The organism is Halomonas sp. McH1-25 (assembly GCF_022348165.1).
Classification (GTDB): Bacteria; Pseudomonadota; Gammaproteobacteria; order Pseudomonadales; family Halomonadaceae; genus Modicisalibacter.
The window spans coordinates 405,627-424,472 of sequence record NZ_JAKRFI010000003.1 but is presented as its reverse complement, the minus strand read 5'-3'; the positions used below and the strand labels follow the sequence as shown (position 1 = coordinate 424,472).

Below are 18,846 nucleotides of genomic sequence, written 5' to 3'. Positions count from 1 at the left end.
CGGACAAGGGGAGCCATCCGGCTTCCCTTTTTTCGTCTAATGTTTGAAGCCCTCGGCGATGTAGCGCGCCAGCCCATCGACGATCGGTGAATGCGTCTGTGAGGTCCGCAGGAGCATGATCGACGCGCTCGGCAGGGCGGGGAAACCCTCCGCCTCGCCGAGAATGCGCATGTTCGGCGTGACCAGGCTCTGCATCAAAGCCGATACCGCCAATCCGGCGTTCACCACGGCCTGGAGCGTCGCCAGACTGGGGCTGCTGTAGGCGACACGAAAGCGTTTGCCGTTACGTCCCAAGGCCGCACAGGCACGCTTGCGGCAGAAGCAGTCCTCGTCGAACAGGGCCAGGGGAATCGGTTCCTGCCTATGCGGCGAGTGACTGTCGGCCACTACCCAGACCATCGGTTCCTGACGCAGTAGCTCGCCCATCTCATGTCCTGGCTCGCGGGTCACGATGCATAGGTCGAGGCTGCCGTCCTGACGTGACAGCAACTGCGCCGAGGGTTCGCAGTGCACCTCCACGTCGACCAGGGGCCAGGACTGGGAGAACGACTTGAGAATGCCCGGCAAAAAGCGCATCACATAATCGTCGGGTACGCCGATCTTCACGCGCCCGACCATGTCGGGCTGACGCAGCACGTTCAGGGCCTCGCCGTGCAGATCGAGAATGCGCCGGGCGTAGCCGAGCAGGGTGTTGCCCTCGCTGGTCAGGCGGATCTGGCGACCGTCGCGCTCGAACAGCGGACGACGAATGACATCTTCCTCAAGACGCTTGATCTGCATGCTCACGGCCGACTGGGTGCGGTTGACCGCCTCGGCGGCACGCGTGAAGCCGCCGTGGTCGACGATGGCGACGAAGGTGCGCAGCAGTTCATGATCGATAGTCTGAAGCATGGAGATATCCATCAGAAAGCTTGATGCCTGGCATCATTAACATTCGTTGGATTGATTTTACTCCGCCGCCGACACTTCCTCCACCATTCCATAGGAGGATACGCTCATGGCACGTTCCAACGAGCCCCTTGGCGCTGCCGGGCTAGGCGATATGCAACTCTCCAGAACGCCAGGCTGGCGCCGGCTGCTCAAGCGCTTGCGGCGCTGGCAACAGTTGCGCCATGAACGCCAGCAGCTCTGGCGGCTGAGCGATGCGACGCTCAAGGACATCGGCCTGACCCGGGCCGACGTCGAGCGCGAAGCCAGCCGGCCGTTCTGGGACGATGACGGGGTGAGCCGCGATTGATCGTGTCGGACTCTGCGCCCTTGGGACGCTTTGTGGTACCTTGTCGCGAACTTTTTCGTCGTTGGTTCGCCAAGGAATTTCATGGACGCCCAAGCCAAGATCATCGCCCGTCTCGCCGACGAACTCGCCGTCCGCCCCGCTCAGGTAGCAGCCGCCGTGGAGCTGCTCGACGGCGGTGCCACCGTGCCGTTCATCTCCCGCTATCGCAAGGAAGTCACCGGCGGTCTCGACGATGGCCAGTTGCGTAGCCTGGAGGAGCGCCTGCGCTATCTGCGCGAGCTGGAAGAACGTCGCGAGTCGGTGCTGGCCAGCATCGACGAACAGGGCAAGCTGACCGATGCGCTGGCTGCCCAGGTTCGTGAGGCGGATACCAAGCAGCGTCTCGAAGACCTTTATCTGCCCTATAAGAAGAAGCGCCGCACCAAGGCGCAGATTGCGCGTGAGGCGGGGCTCGAACCGCTGGCCGATGCACTACTGGCCAATCCGGCACTCGATCCGGAGGCCGAAGCTCAAGGTTATCTGCGTGCGGCGGACGGTGACACGCCGGCTGTCGAGGACACCAAGGCGGCCCTCGACGGCGCCAAGCAGATCCTCATGGAGCGCTTCGCCGAGGATGCCGAGCTGGTCGGCCGCCTGCGTGACCGCCTGTGGGAAGAGGGCGAGCTCAGCGCCCGGGTGATCGACGGCAAGCAGAAGGAGGGCGCCAAGTTCTCCGACTACTTCGAACACGACGAACGCCTGGCCAAGGTGCCTTCGCATCGTGCCCTGGCAATGTTCCGTGGGCGCAACGAAGGCGTGCTGGGCCTGTCCATCAAGCTGCCCGGAGAAGACGAGGCGCCGGTGCATCCCGCCGAGGTCGCCATCGCAAAACACTTCGCCATTCACGACGACGGCCGTGCCGCCGATCGCTGGTTGCGTGAAGTGGTGCGCTGGACCTGGCGGGTCAAGCTCTACACCCATCTCGAGACCGAGCTGATGGGCCGTCTGCGCGAGCGCGCCGAGACCGAGGCCATCGAGGTGTTCGCCGCTAACCTCAAGGATCTGCTGCTTGCCGCACCGGCCGGGCCCAAGGCCACCCTGGCGCTGGACCCCGGCCTGCGTACCGGCTGCAAGGTGGCGGTGGTCGATGCTACCGGTCAGTTTCTCGACCAGGCGGTGATCTACCCGCACGCGCCGCAGAACCGCTGGCGCGAGTCGCTGGACACGCTCGCCGCACTGGTCGACAAGCATGACGTGGAACTGGTCGCCATCGGCAATGGCACCGCCAGCCGCGAGACCGACAAGCTGGCTGCCGAGCTGGTCAAGCGCCTGGCCGATAAGCGCCGCCTGTCCAAGGTCATGGTCAGCGAAGCCGGCGCCTCCGTCTACTCGGCATCCGAATATGCCTCGCGGGAATTTCCCGACCTCGATGTCACCATCCGTGGCGCGATATCCATCGCCCGGCGCCTGCAGGATCCGCTGGCCGAGCTGGTCAAGATCGAGCCCAAGTCGATCGGGGTCGGCCAGTACCAGCACGACGTTTCGCAGGTGCAGCTCTCGCGCAGCCTGGAGGCGGTGATCGAGGATTGCGTCAACGCGGTGGGTGTCGACCTCAACATGGCATCCAGCGCGCTGCTTTCGCGCGTGTCGGGGCTCAACCCTGGCCTGGCCGAGAACATCGTCATGCGCCGCAATACCGAGGGCCCGTTCCGCAATCGTCGCGATCTGCTCGAGGTAAGCCGTCTGGGGCCGCGTACCTTCGAACAGTGCGCCGGTTTCCTGCGCATCATGAACGGCGACAACCCGCTGGATGCCAGTGCCGTGCACCCCGAGGCCTACCCGGTGGTAAACCGTATCGCCAAGCAGGGCGGACGCGAGCTGGCCAGCCTGATCGGCGACAGTGCCTTTCTCAAGTCGGTGAAACCCGCCGATTACGTCGACGACAGCTTCGGTGTGCCCACGGTGACCGACATCCTCAAGGAACTCGACAAGCCCGGACGCGATCCGCGACCCGAGTTCAAGGCCGCCGAATTCCGCGAAGGGGTGGAGACGCTCAAGGACCTCGAGCCGGGCATGATCCTCGAGGGCACGGTGACCAACGTCACTCACTTCGGGGCCTTCGTCGATATCGGCGTGCATCAGGACGGCCTGGTGCACATCTCGGCACTCTCCGACAGCTTCGTCGATGACCCGCGTCAGGTGGTCAAGGCCGGCGACATCGTCAAGGTCAAGGTCATGGACGTGGATATCGAGCGTGCACGCATCGGCCTGTCGATGCGCATGCACGATCAGCCCGGCGAGGCAGCGTCACGCAAGAGCGCCGGTGGCAACAACGCTGCCTCACGCAACAAGCCTGCACGGCGCAATGGTCAAGGGCAGGGCGGTGCATCCAGCGGTGGACAGATGGGGGCGTTGGGCGAAGCGTTACTGAAAGCCCGCAAGAACCGCTAAGATGCACGTCTTTGGTTAGCCTGAAAACGACAAGCGCCTTGAAAGGGCCCGTCGCGGCACCATAATCTGATGTTTAGCTTGCCGTGCCGCGCGCCGGCGTACCGGCTTCAACGAGGGGTAGTGATCTTGTCCGAGCAACTAGACAACGCCATTGCGCGGCTCAAGGGGCCGGCACGCCAGGGTCTGCTGGGCCGGCTGCGACGCGGTATCGAGAAGGAAGGGCTGCGGGTGGATGCCGAGGGCAGCATCGCCCAGACGCCACATCCGCATGCCTTGGGGTCGAAACTGACCCATCCGCACGTCACCACCGACTATTCCGAAGCGCTGCTCGAGTACATCACGCCGGTGTACTGTCGGCCCAAGGACGCGCTGGATTTCCTGACCGACCTGCATCGCTTCAGCTATCGCCACCTGGGCGACGAGCTGATCTGGCCGGCGAGCATGCCGGCGCGCTTGCAGGGCAATGACAGCGTGCCGATCGCCGACTACGGCAGTTCCAACGTCGGCACCATGAAGCATGTCTATCGCAAGGGGCTGGACGTGCGTTACGGGCGCATCATGCAGGCCATCGCCGGGGTACACTACAATATCTCGCTGCCCGAAAGCATGTGGCCGCTGCTGCGCGAGCTGGAGGGGGCCGAGGACAAGCCGCTCGATGCCTACCGCTCCGGGCGCTATTTCGATCTGATCCGCAATTTCCGGCGCAACAGCTGGTTGCTGCTGTACCTGTTCGGCGCCTCGCCGGCGCTGGATCGCAGTTTCCTGACCGGGGCGGTTCCCGACAAGCTGCGGGCCCATGCCCGCGATACGTTGGTCTCGCCCTATGCCACCAGCCTGCGCATGTCCGATCTGGGCTACCAGAACAAGGTTCAGGCGCAGTTGAAGATCTGCTTCAATTCGCTGTCCAACTACGTGGGTACGCTGCGCCATGCGATCACCACGCCGTGGCCGGCCTACGAGCGCCTGGGCGTCAACCGCGCGGGTGACTGGCAACAACTCAATGCCAATATCCTGCAGATCGAGAACGAGTACTACAGCGACATCCGCCCCAAGCGCGTCGCGCGCCATGACGAGACACCGACCCAGGCCCTGGAAGCGCGTGGCGTCGAGTACATCGAGGTGCGCTGCCTGGACCTCAATCCGTTCCTGCCGCTGGGCATCGACGAGCCCCAGATGCGCTTCATCGATACGTTCCTGATGTGGTGCCTGCTTTCCGAGAGCCCGTGGATACCCGACGAGGAGTGCGACCGGCTCGACGACAATCGCCGTGCGGTGGTCGATGCCGGTCGCGATCCGGCATTGACGCTAGCGGTCGATGGCCGCGAGCAGCGCCTCGCCGAACGCGCCGGTTACATCTTCGACGAGATGCGCGAGGTCGCGGCCCTGCTCGACACCATCAAGGGCAATGCCGCCCAGCATGTCGAGGCGCTCGATGCGTTGCGCCCCTTGCTCGGTCACCCCGAGCAGACGCCGTCGGGCCGCTTGCTGGCTGCGCTCGAAGAAACCGGTAGCGAGTTCGTCGAGTACACTCTCGAGCAGGCCCGCACCCAAGCGGAATTTTTCCGCAGTCATCCCATGGATCGGGCGCGCGACACGCTGTTCACCCAGCTGACCGAGACATCCCATCAGCAGCAGAGCGACATCGAGGCGGCCGACGCGGACGGCTTCAATGAATTTCTGGATGCCTATTTCGCCCGGGCGCGTGAACCACGGCGAAAGACCGCAGTCTGACCTACCGAAACCGGCGGCCCACCTCTGTGGGCCGTTTCCTTGCGAGGGAGAATGACGCGATGTGGAATGTCCTGTCCAGGGCGAGCATTCGCCAGTGGAGCGTGGTGGGACTGGCCTTTTGTGCCCTGATGATGGGCGTTGCGCTGTGGTTGCAATATGGTGTGGGCCTCGAACCCTGCCCCTTGTGCATTTTCCAGCGCGTCGCGGTGCTGTCGGCGGCGGCCGTGTTCCTGGTCGCGGCGATCCATAATCCGCGCGGCTGGGGCGGTAGCATCTATGGCGTCCTGGGTCTGGCTGCGGTCGGTGGAGGGATTGCCGTGGCCGGGCGGCATGTCTGGTTGCAGTCCCTGCCGCCGGATCAGGTACCGAGCTGCGGCCCCGGTCTCGATTACATGATGGAAGTGCTGCCCCTGTGGGACGTGCTCTCGCGTGTTCTCTCGGGCTCCGGCGAATGTGCCGAGATCGATGGCATCTGGTTGGGTCTGAGCCTGCCGCAGTGGACGTTGATCGGATTCGCGATCTTGGCGGTCGTCCCGCTCTTCATGACGTTTCGTAGCGTTTTGCAACGTGACGTTAGCCCGTCACGACTTTAGGGCAAAGCAGGATTGACACCAGCGTGGCTTGAGGCGACGCTGGGTGTCCCGCTTGGGACAAGGACGAAGGGAGACGGTCCATGCTAGAGGATTGCAAAACGGCTCTGGAACGCTGGGGTGGCGTACACCGCCTCATCGATCACTGGCTGGAAGAGCGCCATGACATGCTAGTGGCTTTCATGGATCTCAATGAAGCTTGCGAAATCGATTGCGAGTCGGTACCCAAGGAACGGATCGACCGCTTCAATGAGCTGCTGATGGACTACATCAGCGCCGGCCACTTCGAGATTTACCCGCAACTGCGCGAGGAGGCCAAGGCCTTCGACGATCGCGAAGCCCTGGCCGTCGCCGAGAAACTACTGGCTCGGTTGGAGAAGTCTACCGAGATGGCGCTGGAGTTCGAGAACGAGTTTTCCACACCGGTGCGCTGCCAGCACTTTGCATCGCGGCTGCCGGCCTGGCTGACGCGGCTGCGGAAGGCGATGACCGAACGCTTTGCCCTGGAAGACGAGTTCATCGAACGTCTCCATGCATCGCATTCGCCACCGCCGGCGTCGGAAGCGGCGCCCAGCGCGACCCTCTGACCCACAATCGCCCGAACACTCTCGCCAGCCCGCTACACAGGCCCGCCTCGTTGGCGGGCCTTGTCTTTTTCTGCCTTCAGTGCGAAACGGTTCGGCCAATGCGGCGGCGTGACAGGCGCTCTCCCAGGCGCGCACCCAGCAACAGCATGCACGGCGTAAGCAGCAGGGTCAGGCCGGTGGCGAAGCCCAGTCCGCCGGCGATGGCGCTGGACAGCTGCGTCCACCACTGTGTCGAGGGAGCGCCCCAGCCCAGGCTCGGGCCGAGCAGATCGACATTCACGCCCAGCACCATCGGCATCAGTCCGAGAATCGTGGTGACGGCCGTGAGCAGGACGGGCCGCAGGCGGCGGCCACCTGCCTCCAGGGCTGCTTCGTCGGCGTTCAGGCCCTCGTCGCGCAACTGATTGTAGGTGTCGATCAGTACGATGTTGTTGTTCACCACGATGCCGGCCAGGGCGATGATTCCCATCCCCACCATGACGATGCCGAAGGGTTGAGCGTTGAGCAGCAGGCCGAGCAGCACCCCGGCGGTGGAGAACACGATCGCCGAGAGCACCAGGCCCGCCTGGTAGAGGCTGTTGAACTGGGTGACCAGGATGATCGCCATCAGAAAGATCGCCACGCCGAACGCCATGCCCAGGAAACGGGTGGTCTCGGCCTGGTCCTGCTGTTCCCCGGCGAAGCCGACCCGCACGCCGTCGGGTAGTGCGTCCAGTTCGCCGCTCAGCGCATTGATGCGCTCGTCGACCTGGCGACCGGGGGCGACATCGGCAGCGAGGGTCAGGGTGCGCTGGCTATCGACCCGGTGCAACGTGCCGACCTTGGGCGCTGGCTCCAGGGTCACGAAATGGCTGATCGGCACCTGGCCGCGCGTGGTGTTGATTGTCATGCGCTGCAGCTGGTCGAGGCTGCGCCGGGCGCCGGGCAGGCGCACGCGGATATCGACTTCATCCGTGGCATCCTGGGGACGGTAGGTAGCGATCTGCAGGCCCGTGGTCACCAGTTGCACGGCGCTGCCGATGGTGGTCACGTCGGCGCCGAAGCGGGCCGCGGCCTCGCGGTCGACCTGGAGCCGCCATTCCACACCGGGCAGACTGCGGTTGTCCTCGATGTCGCGAAAGCCGCCGAGACGCTGCATGGCGGCACGCAGCTGTTCCACGGCGCGCTCGATGGCGGCCGGGTCATCGCCGCTCAGTTCGATCTGGATCGGCTTGCCGCTGGTCGGCCCTTGTTCCTGCTCGCGAAACTCCAGTTGAATGCCGGGGATGCCCTCGGTGCGTTCGGCCATGTCGGCGAGGATCTCGCCCGCCGGACGGCGCTGGTCCCAGTCGATCAGCTGGAAGGTAAGCTGGCCGATGACATCGACACCGAGCTGCTCGTTGGGCACTGCGAAGGAGCGCGCATAGAGGGCCTCGATCTCGCTCATGCCATCCAGGCGAGCCTCCACGCGCTGCACGATGGCATCCTTCTCGTCGACCGACAGATCGCCGCGGGCGTGTACGAGCACCTGGGCGCTGTCCGGTTCGACCGAGGGGAAGAACTCCACGCCATGATTGAAGCGCGCATAGCCCATATAGATCAGCGCCATGACCAGTAGCGCCCCGGCCAGCGTGAGGCCGGGATGCCGCAGCAGACTGGCCAGGCTACGACGATAGAGTCGTCCACCGGCGCTTATGGCGTCGCTTTGGGTCGTGCGGCGGCGGCTGAACAGGTTGCCCAGGGTAGGCAGAAAGACCAGGGCCATGGCCAGCGAGGCCAGCAGGCACAGAATCACCGTGGCTGGCAGGTATTTCATGAATTCGCCGACCACCCCCGGCCAGAACAGCAGCGGCAAAAACACCACCAATGTGGTGGCCGTGGACGAGATGACCGGCCAGGCCATGCGGCTGGCCGCGCCCGCCCAGGCATCGTGAGGCGTGAGTCCTTCGGCGAGAAAACGCTCGGCCTGCTCACCGACCACGATGGCGCCGTCGACCAGCATGCCGGCGACCAGGATCAGGGCGAACAGCACGACGATATTCAGCGTGTAGCCGACCGCCCAGATCAGCAGAATGCCGGTGAGAAAGGCGCCGGGAATGGTCGTGCCGACCAGCAGGGCGGAGCGCGGCCCCATGGTGGCGAGGATCACGATCAGCACCAGAACCACGGCGGTGAGTACGTTGTTCAGCAGCTCGTCGAGCATGTTCTCGACGTCGGTCGACTGGTCCATGATGACGCTGACGTCCAGCGTCTCCGGCAGGCGCGACTCGGCCTGTGCCAGCATGGCGTTGACGGCATCCACGGTGGCGATGATGTTGGCGCCGGTGCGCTTGGAGATTTCCAGCACCACTGCCGGCTGGCCATCGATGCGCGCATAGCCGGCGGGGTCCTTCAGCGTGCGCTGAACCATTGCCACGTCGCCGAAGGTGACTACACGGTCGCCCTCGACCTTGACCGGTGTCGCCAGTACGTCCTCGATATCCTCGATCACCCCGGGCACCTTGATGGTCAGCCGACCGGCGCCGTTGTCGATGCTGCCGGCCGCGACCAGGCGGTTGTTGCGCGACACCAGGTTGAACAACGTGTCGAAATCGACCCCGTAACTGTCGAGGACCAGCGGATCGACGACGATTTCCAGCAGGTTTTCGCGCTCGCCGGCGATATCCACTTCCAGTACCTGGGGTATGCCCTCGATGGCCAGCTTGAGTTCGCGAGCCACGGTCATCAGCTCGGCAGCCGACAGCGGTCCCGACAGGCCCACCGACATCACCGGAAACAGCGACACGTTGACCTCCATGACGCGCGGTTCCTCGGCTTCGTCGGGCAGCGAACTGCGTGCGATGTCGACCCGTTCGCGGACGTCGGCCAGCGCCTGGCGCGCATCGAAGCCGGCATCGAACTCGAGAGTGATCGAGGCATGCCCTTCGCTGGACTGGGAGGTCATCTTCTCGAGGCCCTCGATGGCGCGCAGCTCCTGCTCCATGGGCCGAACCAACAGGCGCTCGGCGTCCTCTGGACTGACGCCTTCGAGACTCAGCGACACGTAGATCATCGGAATCGCCACGTCGGGGTTGGATTCCTTGGGTATCGCCTGGTAGGCCACCATCCCCGCCAACAGCAGGAAAATCAGCAGCAGCAAGGTGGTGCGTGTCCGGTTCAGTGCGGCGTAGATCAGAGTGCGCATCAGTTCCGCTCTTCTTCGGCATCGGCCGGCACTGGGATGACCGCGTCGCCGTCAGCGACGAAACCGCCGCCCAGGGTGATCAGGCGTACCTCGCCAGGCAGGCCGGTCACCCAGGCTTGGGCGGCATTGGCGGTGAGCAGGCTCACCGGCGTGAATTCGACCGTGTCGTCCGACGTCAGATGCTTGACGCCCAGGCGACCCTGCTCATCGAGGACCAACCGGGCCGGCGAGAGGCGATGCGCCTGCCGCTCGGGCAGGGCGATTTCCAGCGTGGCGCTGGCGCCGGCGATACGCCGCCGCTCGGGATTGGCGATGTTGGCTTCCAGGGCATAGCTGCGGGTCGCCGCATCGGCGCCACTGGCGACGTAGCTGAGTTCACCGTGCAGCGTGCTACCGTCGAGCAGAGTGGCGGTTACCGGCAGGCCTTCCTGCAGGGCCAGGGCGCGACGTTGGGGCGCCCAGGCTTCCGCCGTCAGTCGATCGATCTCGATCAGTCGACCGATCTCCTCGCCGGCCTGGAGATAATCGCCTTCTTCGATATCCAGCCGGTCGAGGGTGCCGGTGAACGGCGCGACGATGCTCAGGTCGGCTTGCCGTTCGCGCAGGCTGGCCAATTCCGCCCGGGCCGTCGCCAGGGCGCTCTGCAGACGCAGCAGTTCGTTGCTGGCGACCAGATCGCGGTTGCGCAGGCGCTGGCCGGCCTCGAGCTCCGCCTCGCGCAGTTCGAGTTCTGCCTCGGCGCGAGCCAGTTGGGCCTCCAGATCTTCCTGTTCGAGTTCGACCAGCACCTCGCCTTGCTCGACACGTGCGCCCTGTGCCTGAGGCAGGCGGGCGACGGTGCCCGACAGACTCGGACGCAGGGTGACGTCGCGATACGGCTCGAGTTGCCCTTGCAGCGTGAGGAGCGGGGTGTGTGCCTCGGCATGGGAGGTTGTGACTTCGACGCGTGGCAGGTCCTGGCCGGCTTGTTCGTCGGCGGGCGGAGCTGTGTCGCGAAAGCCCTGCATATCGCCGAATGCCAGCCAGGCGAGCAGAGCGATACCCAGAACCAGCGCGACTAGGGCTGGAGAAATAGCAAGTCTATGGCGCATCGTGCCATCCGAAACGAAGAGATAAGGGGACGCTGATGGAGCTGTTCGACCGTGATAGTCGATGCACAGCAAGGGCGCTGTCAACGCAAGGCCCCGGCACGAGGCCGGGGCAGCGGTGCAAGCCCTGGGTAGCTTACATCAACGAAGTGGCTTCCGGCCGCTCGAGTTCGGTGAGCGCCATCTCGCCGTTCAGCAGGTCGCGTTCGAAGGACTCGGTATCGATGGTGAAGCCCAGGAAATCCCTGGCCAGGTACATGTCCTTTTCGGCGTTGCCCAGACAACTGGTGCCGCCGGGGGAAGGGGTCATGTTGAAGACGATGCCGGTACCCGGATTGATCTTCGCCTCGCCCATGACGAGCTTGTGCTTGCTCTTGTCGATCAGTTGCGGGCGCACCCCACCGAATCCCTTGGCGAAAGAGACCTCCTTGGCCGTCAGGCTGGGCACGATCTTCTGGATATCCTTGAGAAAAAGCCGCTCGCGCAGGATAGGGACCTCGTAGAGGAAATTCTTGAAGATGTAGTTGCGGATATCGCGTACCTTGAGCAATTCCCAGAGTGCCTTGATGACGTTCTGGTCGAGACGCAACACCTTCAGGAAATCGAAGAACGTCTTGCCATTGTAACGCTCCAGCAATGGCAGCATGAGCGCCGTCGGGCCGAAGCGGGTCTTGCCCTCGACGAGCACGTCGGGGTCCCCATGCACGGCGGCAAACGGCAAGTTCTCGTTCTGGACGGTATACACCTTGCCGTTGAGTACCTGCGGCGTGAAGTAGAAGGAGCCGGCCATGGGCAGGCAGGACTTGTCCAGGCCATAGCCCATCTGATGCGCGAACAGCAGCGAGTGCCCGCCGGCGCTGACCACGACATAGCGTGCCGTCAGCGTGCCCCGGTTGGGTGTTGCGACCTTGAAGATGCCGTCTTCCTCGGCGATCCGCTCGACGGCGGTGGAAAGAAACACATCGCAGCGCATGTCCTTTTCTGCGGCGCTGTACTGCGCCTGGTCGACGAATGCCTCGGACAGCGTGGTGTAGTTGACCGCCGAGTACTCATCGAGTGCACCCAGCGCGACGATCGCTTCCTCTCTTCTGCGGCCTTCGACCAGGTTGGGCTCGAGCTTGGCGATTTCCTCGCGCTCGAGCAGGCGGAGGTTGGGGAACAGCTCACGGAATCGGCTATGCCGGGTGCGCAGGAACTCGCACTCCTTGTCGCCTACGCCCAGCACCATCTTGGGATATCTGAAGATGACGCGATCGCGCTGCTCGGTAGGTAGTTTGGTCGCGAAGTTGACCACCATGCCGGCCGTGCGCTTGGTGACGCGGGCTTTGTCGAGAGAATAGTTGGTCTCGATGTCGCCGTAATGAATGGTCTGGCTGTTGTTGCGACCGTGAGAATTGACGACCGCCACATGATCGTACTTTTCCACCAGGCCAATCGATTCGAGGTCGGTATAACGCGCCAGTTCGTAGAGCAGGGCGGTGCCGGATACGCCACCGCCAATGATCAGCACATCGTAAGTCGCTTCAGGCATGGCTATACGCTCTGGTTGGTGCAGGAGAACGCTCCGGTCCCGCGTAGGGACCGAGCCTGGTCTACCGAGCGCCGCGTTATGATGAGGCGGATCGCAGTCACTCGTTAACGAGCTTAGAAAGTCACTTGAGTAGACGATTAAGACTACAGGTTAGTGCCATACGCCCCTGCTGGCGACAAGGGAGGTGAGTGGTGACTTTCACTGCAGTGCACAATATTGGCTAGTGTAAGCAGGAACACCGATCCCGACCAATCCTTCAGGAAAGGCCGGGCTAGCGGTCAAGGCTCGCTTCAGGCAGACGGATCGCTCAGCTTGAGCGTGCGATGGGTGTGCTCGCGAATGTCACGAAGGAGGGCTCCCTGCGCGGCAAGCGTGTCGGCGCGGGCTGGGACCAGCTGTTCCAGGCGTGCCTGCCAGGCGGCGGAGGCAAACTTCTCGGGGAAACAGCGCTCGACCAGTCCGAGCATGATCGACGTGGCCGTCGAGGCGCCTGGCGAGGCACCAAGCAAGGCGGCGATGGAGCCGTCGCTCGACGCCACGACCTCGGTGCCGAACTGCAGGATGCCGCCCTTCTTCGGGTCCTTCTTGATCACCTGGACGCGCTGGCCGGCTACCTCGAGCCGCCAGTCGTCGACGGCTGCCGCCGGATAGAAATCCTGAAGTTCCTCGACGCGCTCGTCATGCGAGAGACGCACCTGATCGAGAAGATACTTGACCAGGCTGAAATTGTCGCGTGCGACGGCCAGCATCGGGCTCAGGTTCGAGGAGCGTACCGACCTGGCCAGATCGAAGACCGATCCCGTCTTCAGGAATTTGGTCGTGAAGCCGGCAAACGGACCGAACAGCAGTGAAGGCGTGCCGTCGACGTTGCGCGTATCCAGGTGCGGGACCGACATCGGTGGCGCGCCGATGGGCGCCTTGCTGTAGACCTTGGCGTTGTGCTGGGAAACGATTTCCGGCTTGTCGCAGCGCAGCCACTGGCCGCTGACGGGGAAGCCCGCGTAGCCCTTGGCTTCGGGAATACCGCTCTTCTGCAGCAGGTGCAGGGAGGCGCCACCGGCACCGAGGAACACGAAACGCGCGCGAATGACCCGACGCTCGCCGTCATTGGTATCGACCTTGACGGTCCAGCTGCCGTCGCCGTTGCGTTCCAGATCGCTGACCTTCTGGCCGGTGCTGATGCGAACCTGCTCGTCCGGTTCGGCCTCGAGGCGCGCCAGGAGCTGGCGTGTGAGGGCGCCGAAGTCGACGTCGGTGCCGGACTCGACTCGTGTGGCCGCCAGTGGCTCGCCCGCCTGACGCCCATCCATCAGCAGCGGAGCCCACTGTGCGATGGTTTCCGGCGACTCGGTGTACTTCATCGCCTCGAAGCAGGGATGGGACTGCATTACCTCGTGGCGGGCACGCAGAAAACGCACGTCCTGTTGTCCGCGCACGAAGCTCATGTGCGGCACCGGGTAGACGAAACGGGATGGGTCGCCGAGATTGCCATGTTCCACCAGGTAGGTCCAAAACTGCTTGGACTCCTCGAACATGGTATTGATCTTGATGGCTTTCTGGATGTCGACCGAACCGTCGGCTGTCTGCGGCGTGTAGTTGAGCTCGCACAGGCCGGCGTGCCCGGTGCCGGCATTGTTCCAGGCGAACGAACTCTCGCTGGCCGTGGAATCGAGCCGCTCGAGGACCTCGATGCGTGCGTCCGGTTCCAGTTCATGGAGAAGGGTGGCGAGTGTTGCGCTCATCACCCCCGCGCCAACCAGCAAGACATCGACTGTCTCATCCATAACGTTATCAACCATTGGCGGTAGTCATCAGGGAGTCGTTTTGCGGAGCGTCATGCGCTTTGAAAGCGGTGGCCCGATAAACGTCGAATGGCGTCCATTATAGACCCTTTGGCGTTAAAAACGACCTATGCCAAAGGTGTACTTTATGGTTATGTGATTGGCCATAAGGAAAAGCTTAGCGATGCGGAAAAAGAAAAAAAGCAACCAAACCAGTGGGTTGGGTTGCTTTTTAAGCGATTTGGGATGGTGCAGCGCAATATCGAGGCGCCGATAAAAGTTATCTATCGCAAGCTAATGATACGCCAATCGCGACGTTCGGCTTCGCGACGCAAGGTGTCGTCGGGGTCGACGGCTACCGGATGGTCGACGTTTTCCAGCAGTGGCAGATCGTTATGGGAGTCGCTGTAGAACCACGCGTCATGCAGCGAGGCCGAGCTTTGCGCCAGCCATTCATTCAGGCGCTCGACCTTGCCTTCACGGAAGCTGGGAATGCCGCTCACCCGGCCGGTGTAGCGACCGCCCACGAACTCCGGCTCGACGGCGATCAGGTTGTCGACGCCCAGGCGTGCGGCGATGGGGCCGGTCACGAAGCGGTTGGTCGCCGTGATGATCAGCAGGGTATCGCCGCGTTCGCGGTGACGAGCCAACAGTTCCTCGCCCTTGGACAGGATGTGCGGTTCGATCTTGCTCGCCATGAATTGCTGATGCCAGGCGTTGAGCTGCTCACGACTGTATTCGGCCAGCGGCTTTAGCGCCAATTCCAGGTAGGCATGGATGTCCAGAGTGCCGTTCTTGTAGTCCTCGAGAAAGCGTTCGTTGGCTTCGCGATAGCTGACGGGGTCGACGGCGCCCTGCTCGACCAGGAACTGTCCCCAGGCGTGATCGCTGTCGGTGGAGATGAGTGTATTGTCGAGATCGAATATGGCCAGGCTCAAAGGTGACTCCCCGGTGCGTGTGCGATGACGGTTGGCGAGAACGGCGCCGATTATTGCAGAACCGCCGGGTCATTCACACCGCTTGGCATCCCTGTATTGATGCGCTTTCCGGCTTTGTGGAAGAATGGCTTCAATACTGGTTTTCATAAGGTGAAGCCCGTGATCGACGCTGACGGCTTCCGCCCCAACGTTGGTATCATCATTACCAACCATGAAGGGCAACTGCTATGGGCGCGTCGGGTGGGACAGAATGCATGGCAATTTCCCCAGGGAGGCATCAAGGCGCACGAGACTCCGCAACAGGCACTCTATCGCGAACTCGAAGAAGAGATCGGCCTGACTCCGGACGATGTCGAGGTGCTGGCCTGTACCCGGGGGTGGCTGCGCTACCGTCTGCCACGGCGCATGATACGAACCCAATCACGGCCGGTATGTATCGGCCAGAAGCAGAAGTGGTTTTTACTGCGCATTCGATGCCAGGATAACCGAATCTGCATGGACACCACGCCCAAGCCGGAGTTCGATGGCTGGCGCTGGGTGAGTTACTGGTACCCGTTGGGACAGGTGGTGCCGTTCAAGCGCGAAGTCTATCGTCGTGCCTTGAGGGAGCTGGCGCCACGCGTTCAGCGCCTGGCCCAGGGAGGCGGCTGATTGCGGGGTTCGCCTCGCAACGGCATGTGACACCCCTTACACAAGAAGAATGCCCATGCTCGAAGTTCTACGCCGCATCGTTCAAGAGGTTAACGGAGCACGCAGCCTCGATGCGGCGTTGGCTACCATGGTGCGCCGCATTCGCAAGGCGATGCAGACCGATGTCTGCTCGGTCTACCTTTTCGACCCTGTCCAGGAACGCCTGGTGCTCATGGATACCATCGGCCTGCACACTCAGGCGGTGGGGCAGGTCACGTTGCGCCTGGGCGAGGGCCTGGTCGGTCTGGTCGGCCAGCGCGAGGAACCGCTCAATCTCGAGGATGCGCCATCGCATCCGCACTTCCGTTATTTCAAGGAGACCGGCGAAGAGCGCTTTTCCAGCTTCCTTGGCGTGCCCATCATCCACCAGCGACGCATGCTCGGCGTGCTGGTCGTGCAGCAGAAGGACAAGCGCCGTTACGATGAAGGTGACGAAGCCTTCCTGGTGACCATGGCGGCCCAATTGGCGGGGGTATTGGCGCATGCCCTGGCCACCGGGACGCTCAACCGGCCGACGCGCGCCGATGACATGGCCATGTTCAAGGGCGTGGCTGCATCGCCCGGTGTGATCATCGGCGAGGCCGTGGTCATTGCTCCGCCGGCCGACCTGGACAGTGTGCCGGACCTGATACCCACCGATGTCGACTACGAAGTGCGTCGTCTGAGCGAGGCGATCGCTCGCGTGCGCAACGAGATACGTAGCGCCGGCGCTCGACTGGCCAGCCGCATCTCGACCCAGGAACTGGCGCTGTTCGATGTCTACGAACAGATGCTGGCGGACGCCTCGCTGGGCCAGGAAGTGGAAAAGCGTATCCGAGAGGGCCAATGGGCGCCCGGTGCGTTGGCGGATGTCGTGCGTCGCCACGTCAAGTACCTGGAGCGCGTCGATGACGACTACCTGCGTGAACGTGCCGCGGACATCCGTGACCTGGGGCGGCGGGTGCTGGCGCATCTCCAGGAGGAGAATCCGCTCACGCCCGACACTTACCCTGAGTGTTGCATTCTCGTCGGTGACGAGATCAGTGTGACCATGCTCGGCGAGGTGCCGCGCGAGAAGCTGGCGGGCCTGGTCTCGATTCGCGGCTCGAGCACGTCGCACGTGGCGATTCTGGCCAGGGCGATGGGCATTCCGACCGTGTTGGGGATGGTCGATCTACCGCTGCCGCGCCTGAACAGCGCCCGGGTGATTCTGGATGGTTATCGTGGCCGCCTGTTCGTGCGTCCCGATGAGGAGTTGATCAAGCGCTACCGAAGCCTGATCGCCGAAGAGCGGGCCCTGGCCGAGGTGCTGGAGCATGAGCAGGACCTGCCCAGCTGCACGCCCGATGGTCATGACATGCCGTTGATGGTCAATACCGGCCTGGCGGTGGATTCCGTGGGGCTGCTCAAGCCGCGCATCAGTGGCGTCGGTCTGTATCGAACCGAAGTGCCGTTCATGATCACCGAGCGCTTTCCCAGCGAGCAGGAACAGGCGCGACTCTATCGCGAGCAGCTCGAGGGATTCGCACCGCTGCCGGTGGTCATGCGCACCCTGGACATCGGTGGCGACAAGGACTTGCCGTATTTTCCCATCAACGAGGCCAATCCGTTCCTGGGGTGGCGAGGCATCCGAGTCACCCTGGACCATCCCGAAGTGTTGATGGTGCAGTTGCGTGCCATGCTGAGAGCCTCCCATGGGCTCAACAATCTCCAGATACTGCTGCCCATGGTGACCAACATCGACGAGGTCGACACCGCCCTGCGGCTACTCGACCGGGCCCTCGTCGAGCTCGCCGAGGACGGCATACATCTCGAACGGCCGCGTGTCGGTGTGATGATCGAAGTGCCGGCGACCCTTTACCAGCTCGAGGCACTGGCGGCACGTGTCGACTTCTTCTCGGTCGGCAGTAACGATCTGACTCAGTACTTGCTGGCGGTGGACCGTAACAATCCTCGCGTGGCTGACCTCTATGACGCCTGCCATCCGGCAGTGCTGGCCGCCTTGGCACGCCTGGCAGAGGAGGCGTCGCGGTTGCGCGTCCCCACCTCGGTGTGCGGCGAACTGGCCGGTGATCCGGCGGGAGCATTGCTGTTGATGGGCATGGGCTTCGATGCCTTGTCGATGAATGCGCCCAGTCTGCCGCGGGTGCGCGCGGCGATTCGTCGGGTCTCGCTGGTCTCGGCGCGCGAACTGGTGAGCCAGACCCTGTCCATGCCCACCTCGAAGGATGTCCGCTCCCATCTTGGCAAATGTTTCACGGCATGGCAGTTGGAGCATCTATTGCCGCCCAAGGATGAGAGCTAACCCGGCAGACGAGGGGTTTCCTGAGTGAGCCACCGCTCGTCCAGCGGCCGGCCATGGGGGCCGAAGCTGCGCTCGCCCATGTCGATCCGGCCCTCGGCATGCCAGGCCAGCCAGGTACTGGCGCGGGTGCCGTAGTCGCGGCTGGCGATGAAAGGGGCGGACAGTAACCGTTCCAGATCCAGGCCGACTCCGGTTTCCGGCAGGTCCGCGTCATTGGGCCGCCAATCGTCGGCCAGCAACGACCAGGCAGCGTCGGCAAAGGCGGCCGTCGGTATGGCCAGTGTGCTTTCCAGGGCCCGACGACTGTGCAGCAGTTTGGGCCACGGCGTGTCCAGGGTGGCATTGGACAGCCCATGCAGCCCCGGCGCGACCCGTTGCAGCCGGGTTCCGTCGCGGCCATGGTGCAGGTGCCACAGGGTGAGACCATCGCTGGCCAGCAGGTTGAACCCCGCATAATCATGCGCTCCCCGTTTGCACAGCCGCTCCAGCCAGGTTGGCAGCGACTGGCATTCCAAGGCATTGCGGACCAGTTCGCCGCGACTGGGGCCGTCGGCCGGGGCGCGGAACTCGGGGGCGCGCACGTTGGTCACGGCGGCCATCCTGCCTTGGCGGTGAACGCCGAGCCAGCTCCCACCGGCTCGCAGGTCGCGACCGGCGACGATCTCCGGGGCATCCTGCCAGCGAGCGAGAGGAGCCGTCGGCCGGTCGTAGAATTCATCCCGATTGGCCGCCAAGCGCAGCGGTGTCGGACTACCGGGCCGCCAGTCAAAAACGATGAGACACATAATCTACTTTC

At 63.6% G+C, this 18,846-nt stretch carries 14 protein-coding genes; 7 read left to right on the top strand and 7 right to left on the bottom strand.

Annotated elements, in window-relative coordinates; translation table 11 throughout:
• Window positions 1–36: 36 nt before the first annotated feature.
• Complete coding sequence (locus MHM84_RS11470; RefSeq protein WP_343218286.1) at window positions 37–897, bottom strand: LysR substrate-binding domain-containing protein; 861 nt, start codon at window positions 895–897, stop codon at window positions 37–39.
• A gap of 100 nt (window positions 898–997) precedes the next feature.
• On the opposite strand from MHM84_RS11470, the gene MHM84_RS11465 reads away from it, so the two are divergent.
• From MHM84_RS11465 to rsd, 5 genes are all read left to right on the top strand, one after another.
• Window positions 998–1,237, top strand: coding sequence for a DUF1127 domain-containing protein (locus tag MHM84_RS11465; protein ID WP_239266188.1), 240 nt, complete (start codon window positions 998–1,000; stop codon window positions 1,235–1,237).
• Between the two features lie 81 nt (window positions 1,238–1,318).
• Entirely contained in the window at window positions 1,319–3,667 is a 2,349-nt protein-coding gene (locus MHM84_RS11460; protein WP_239266186.1) for a Tex family protein, read from the top strand.
• Window positions 3,668–3,736: 69 nt separating this feature from the next.
• Window positions 3,737–5,398, top strand: coding sequence for a glutamate--cysteine ligase (gene gshA / locus MHM84_RS11455; RefSeq protein WP_239266184.1), 1,662 nt, complete (start codon window positions 3,737–3,739; stop codon window positions 5,396–5,398).
• 59 nt (window positions 5,399–5,457) lie between these two features.
• Window positions 5,458–5,991 carry a disulfide bond formation protein B gene (locus MHM84_RS11450; RefSeq protein ID WP_239266182.1) on the top strand — a complete coding sequence of 178 codons (534 nt, stop codon included), beginning with the start codon at window positions 5,458–5,460 and terminating at the stop codon, window positions 5,989–5,991.
• Window positions 5,992–6,071: 80 nt separating this feature from the next.
• Complete coding sequence (rsd, locus tag MHM84_RS11445; RefSeq protein WP_239266180.1) at window positions 6,072–6,575, top strand: sigma D regulator; 504 nt, start codon at window positions 6,072–6,074, stop codon at window positions 6,573–6,575.
• A 76-nt stretch (window positions 6,576–6,651) separates the two neighbouring features.
• On the opposite strand, the gene MHM84_RS11440 is transcribed toward rsd, so the two are convergent.
• The 5 genes from MHM84_RS11440 to MHM84_RS11420 form a co-directional block, all read right to left on the bottom strand.
• Entirely contained in the window at window positions 6,652–9,738 is a 3,087-nt protein-coding gene (locus MHM84_RS11440; RefSeq protein WP_239266178.1) for an efflux RND transporter permease subunit, read from the bottom strand.
• A complete protein-coding gene (locus MHM84_RS11435; protein WP_239266176.1) occupies window positions 9,738–10,829 on the bottom strand; it encodes an efflux RND transporter periplasmic adaptor subunit in 1,092 nt (363 codons plus the stop codon). Before MHM84_RS11435 ends, MHM84_RS11440 begins: the two co-directional genes overlap by 1 nt.
• A 133-nt stretch (window positions 10,830–10,962) precedes the next feature.
• Entirely contained in the window at window positions 10,963–12,357 is a 1,395-nt protein-coding gene (locus MHM84_RS11430; RefSeq protein ID WP_239266174.1) for an FAD-dependent oxidoreductase, read from the bottom strand.
• A gap of 290 nt (window positions 12,358–12,647) precedes the next feature.
• Window positions 12,648–14,141 carry a malate dehydrogenase (quinone) gene (mqo, locus tag MHM84_RS11425; RefSeq protein ID WP_239266172.1) on the bottom strand — a complete coding sequence of 498 codons (1,494 nt, stop codon included), beginning with the start codon at window positions 14,139–14,141 and terminating at the stop codon, window positions 12,648–12,650.
• A gap of 281 nt (window positions 14,142–14,422) precedes the next feature.
• Entirely contained in the window at window positions 14,423–15,076 is a 654-nt protein-coding gene (locus tag MHM84_RS11420; protein WP_239266170.1) for an HAD family hydrolase, read from the bottom strand.
• A 159-nt stretch (window positions 15,077–15,235) separates the two neighbouring features.
• On the opposite strand from MHM84_RS11420, the gene MHM84_RS11415 reads away from it, so the two are divergent.
• Window positions 15,236–15,727, top strand: a complete 492-nt coding sequence (locus MHM84_RS11415) for an RNA pyrophosphohydrolase (protein ID WP_239266167.1) — start codon at window positions 15,236–15,238, stop codon at window positions 15,725–15,727.
• 55 nt (window positions 15,728–15,782) lie between these two features.
• On the top strand, window positions 15,783–18,050 hold the full coding sequence (gene ptsP / locus MHM84_RS11410; RefSeq protein WP_239266165.1) for a phosphoenolpyruvate--protein phosphotransferase: 2,268 nt from the start codon (window positions 15,783–15,785) through the stop codon (window positions 18,048–18,050).
• On the opposite strand, the gene MHM84_RS11405 is transcribed toward ptsP, so the two are convergent.
• Complete coding sequence (locus MHM84_RS11405) at window positions 18,047–18,835, bottom strand: NRDE family protein (RefSeq protein WP_239266163.1); 789 nt, start codon at window positions 18,833–18,835, stop codon at window positions 18,047–18,049. The genes ptsP and MHM84_RS11405 overlap by 4 nt on opposite strands.
• Between the last annotated feature and the right edge of the window lie 11 nt (window positions 18,836–18,846).

Bases quoted from the DNA above. Each gene is read 5' to 3' on its own strand.
- MHM84_RS11465 (WP_239266188.1), top strand. From the start codon at position 998: ATGGCACGTTCCAACGAGCCCCTTGGCGCTGCCGGGCTAGGCGATATG.
- MHM84_RS11460 (WP_239266186.1), top strand. From the start codon at position 1,319: ATGGACGCCCAAGCCAAGATCATCGCCCGTCTCGCCGACGAACTCGCC.
- gshA (WP_239266184.1), top strand. From the start codon at position 3,737: ATGTTTAGCTTGCCGTGCCGCGCGCCGGCGTACCGGCTTCAACGAGGG.
- MHM84_RS11450 (WP_239266182.1), top strand. From the start codon at position 5,458: ATGTGGAATGTCCTGTCCAGGGCGAGCATTCGCCAGTGGAGCGTGGTG.
- rsd (WP_239266180.1), top strand. From the start codon at position 6,072: ATGCTAGAGGATTGCAAAACGGCTCTGGAACGCTGGGGTGGCGTACAC.
- MHM84_RS11440 (WP_239266178.1), bottom strand. From the start codon at position 9,738: ATGCGCACTCTGATCTACGCCGCACTGAACCGGACACGCACCACCTTG.
- MHM84_RS11435 (WP_239266176.1), bottom strand. From the start codon at position 10,829: ATGCGCCATAGACTTGCTATTTCTCCAGCCCTAGTCGCGCTGGTTCTG.
- MHM84_RS11430 (WP_239266174.1), bottom strand. From the start codon at position 12,357: ATGCCTGAAGCGACTTACGATGTGCTGATCATTGGCGGTGGCGTATCC.
- mqo (WP_239266172.1), bottom strand. From the start codon at position 14,141: ATGGATGAGACAGTCGATGTCTTGCTGGTTGGCGCGGGGGTGATGAGC.
- ptsP (WP_239266165.1), top strand. From the start codon at position 15,783: ATGCTCGAAGTTCTACGCCGCATCGTTCAAGAGGTTAACGGAGCACGC.
- MHM84_RS11405 (WP_239266163.1), bottom strand. From the start codon at position 18,835: ATGTGTCTCATCGTTTTTGACTGGCGGCCCGGTAGTCCGACACCGCTG.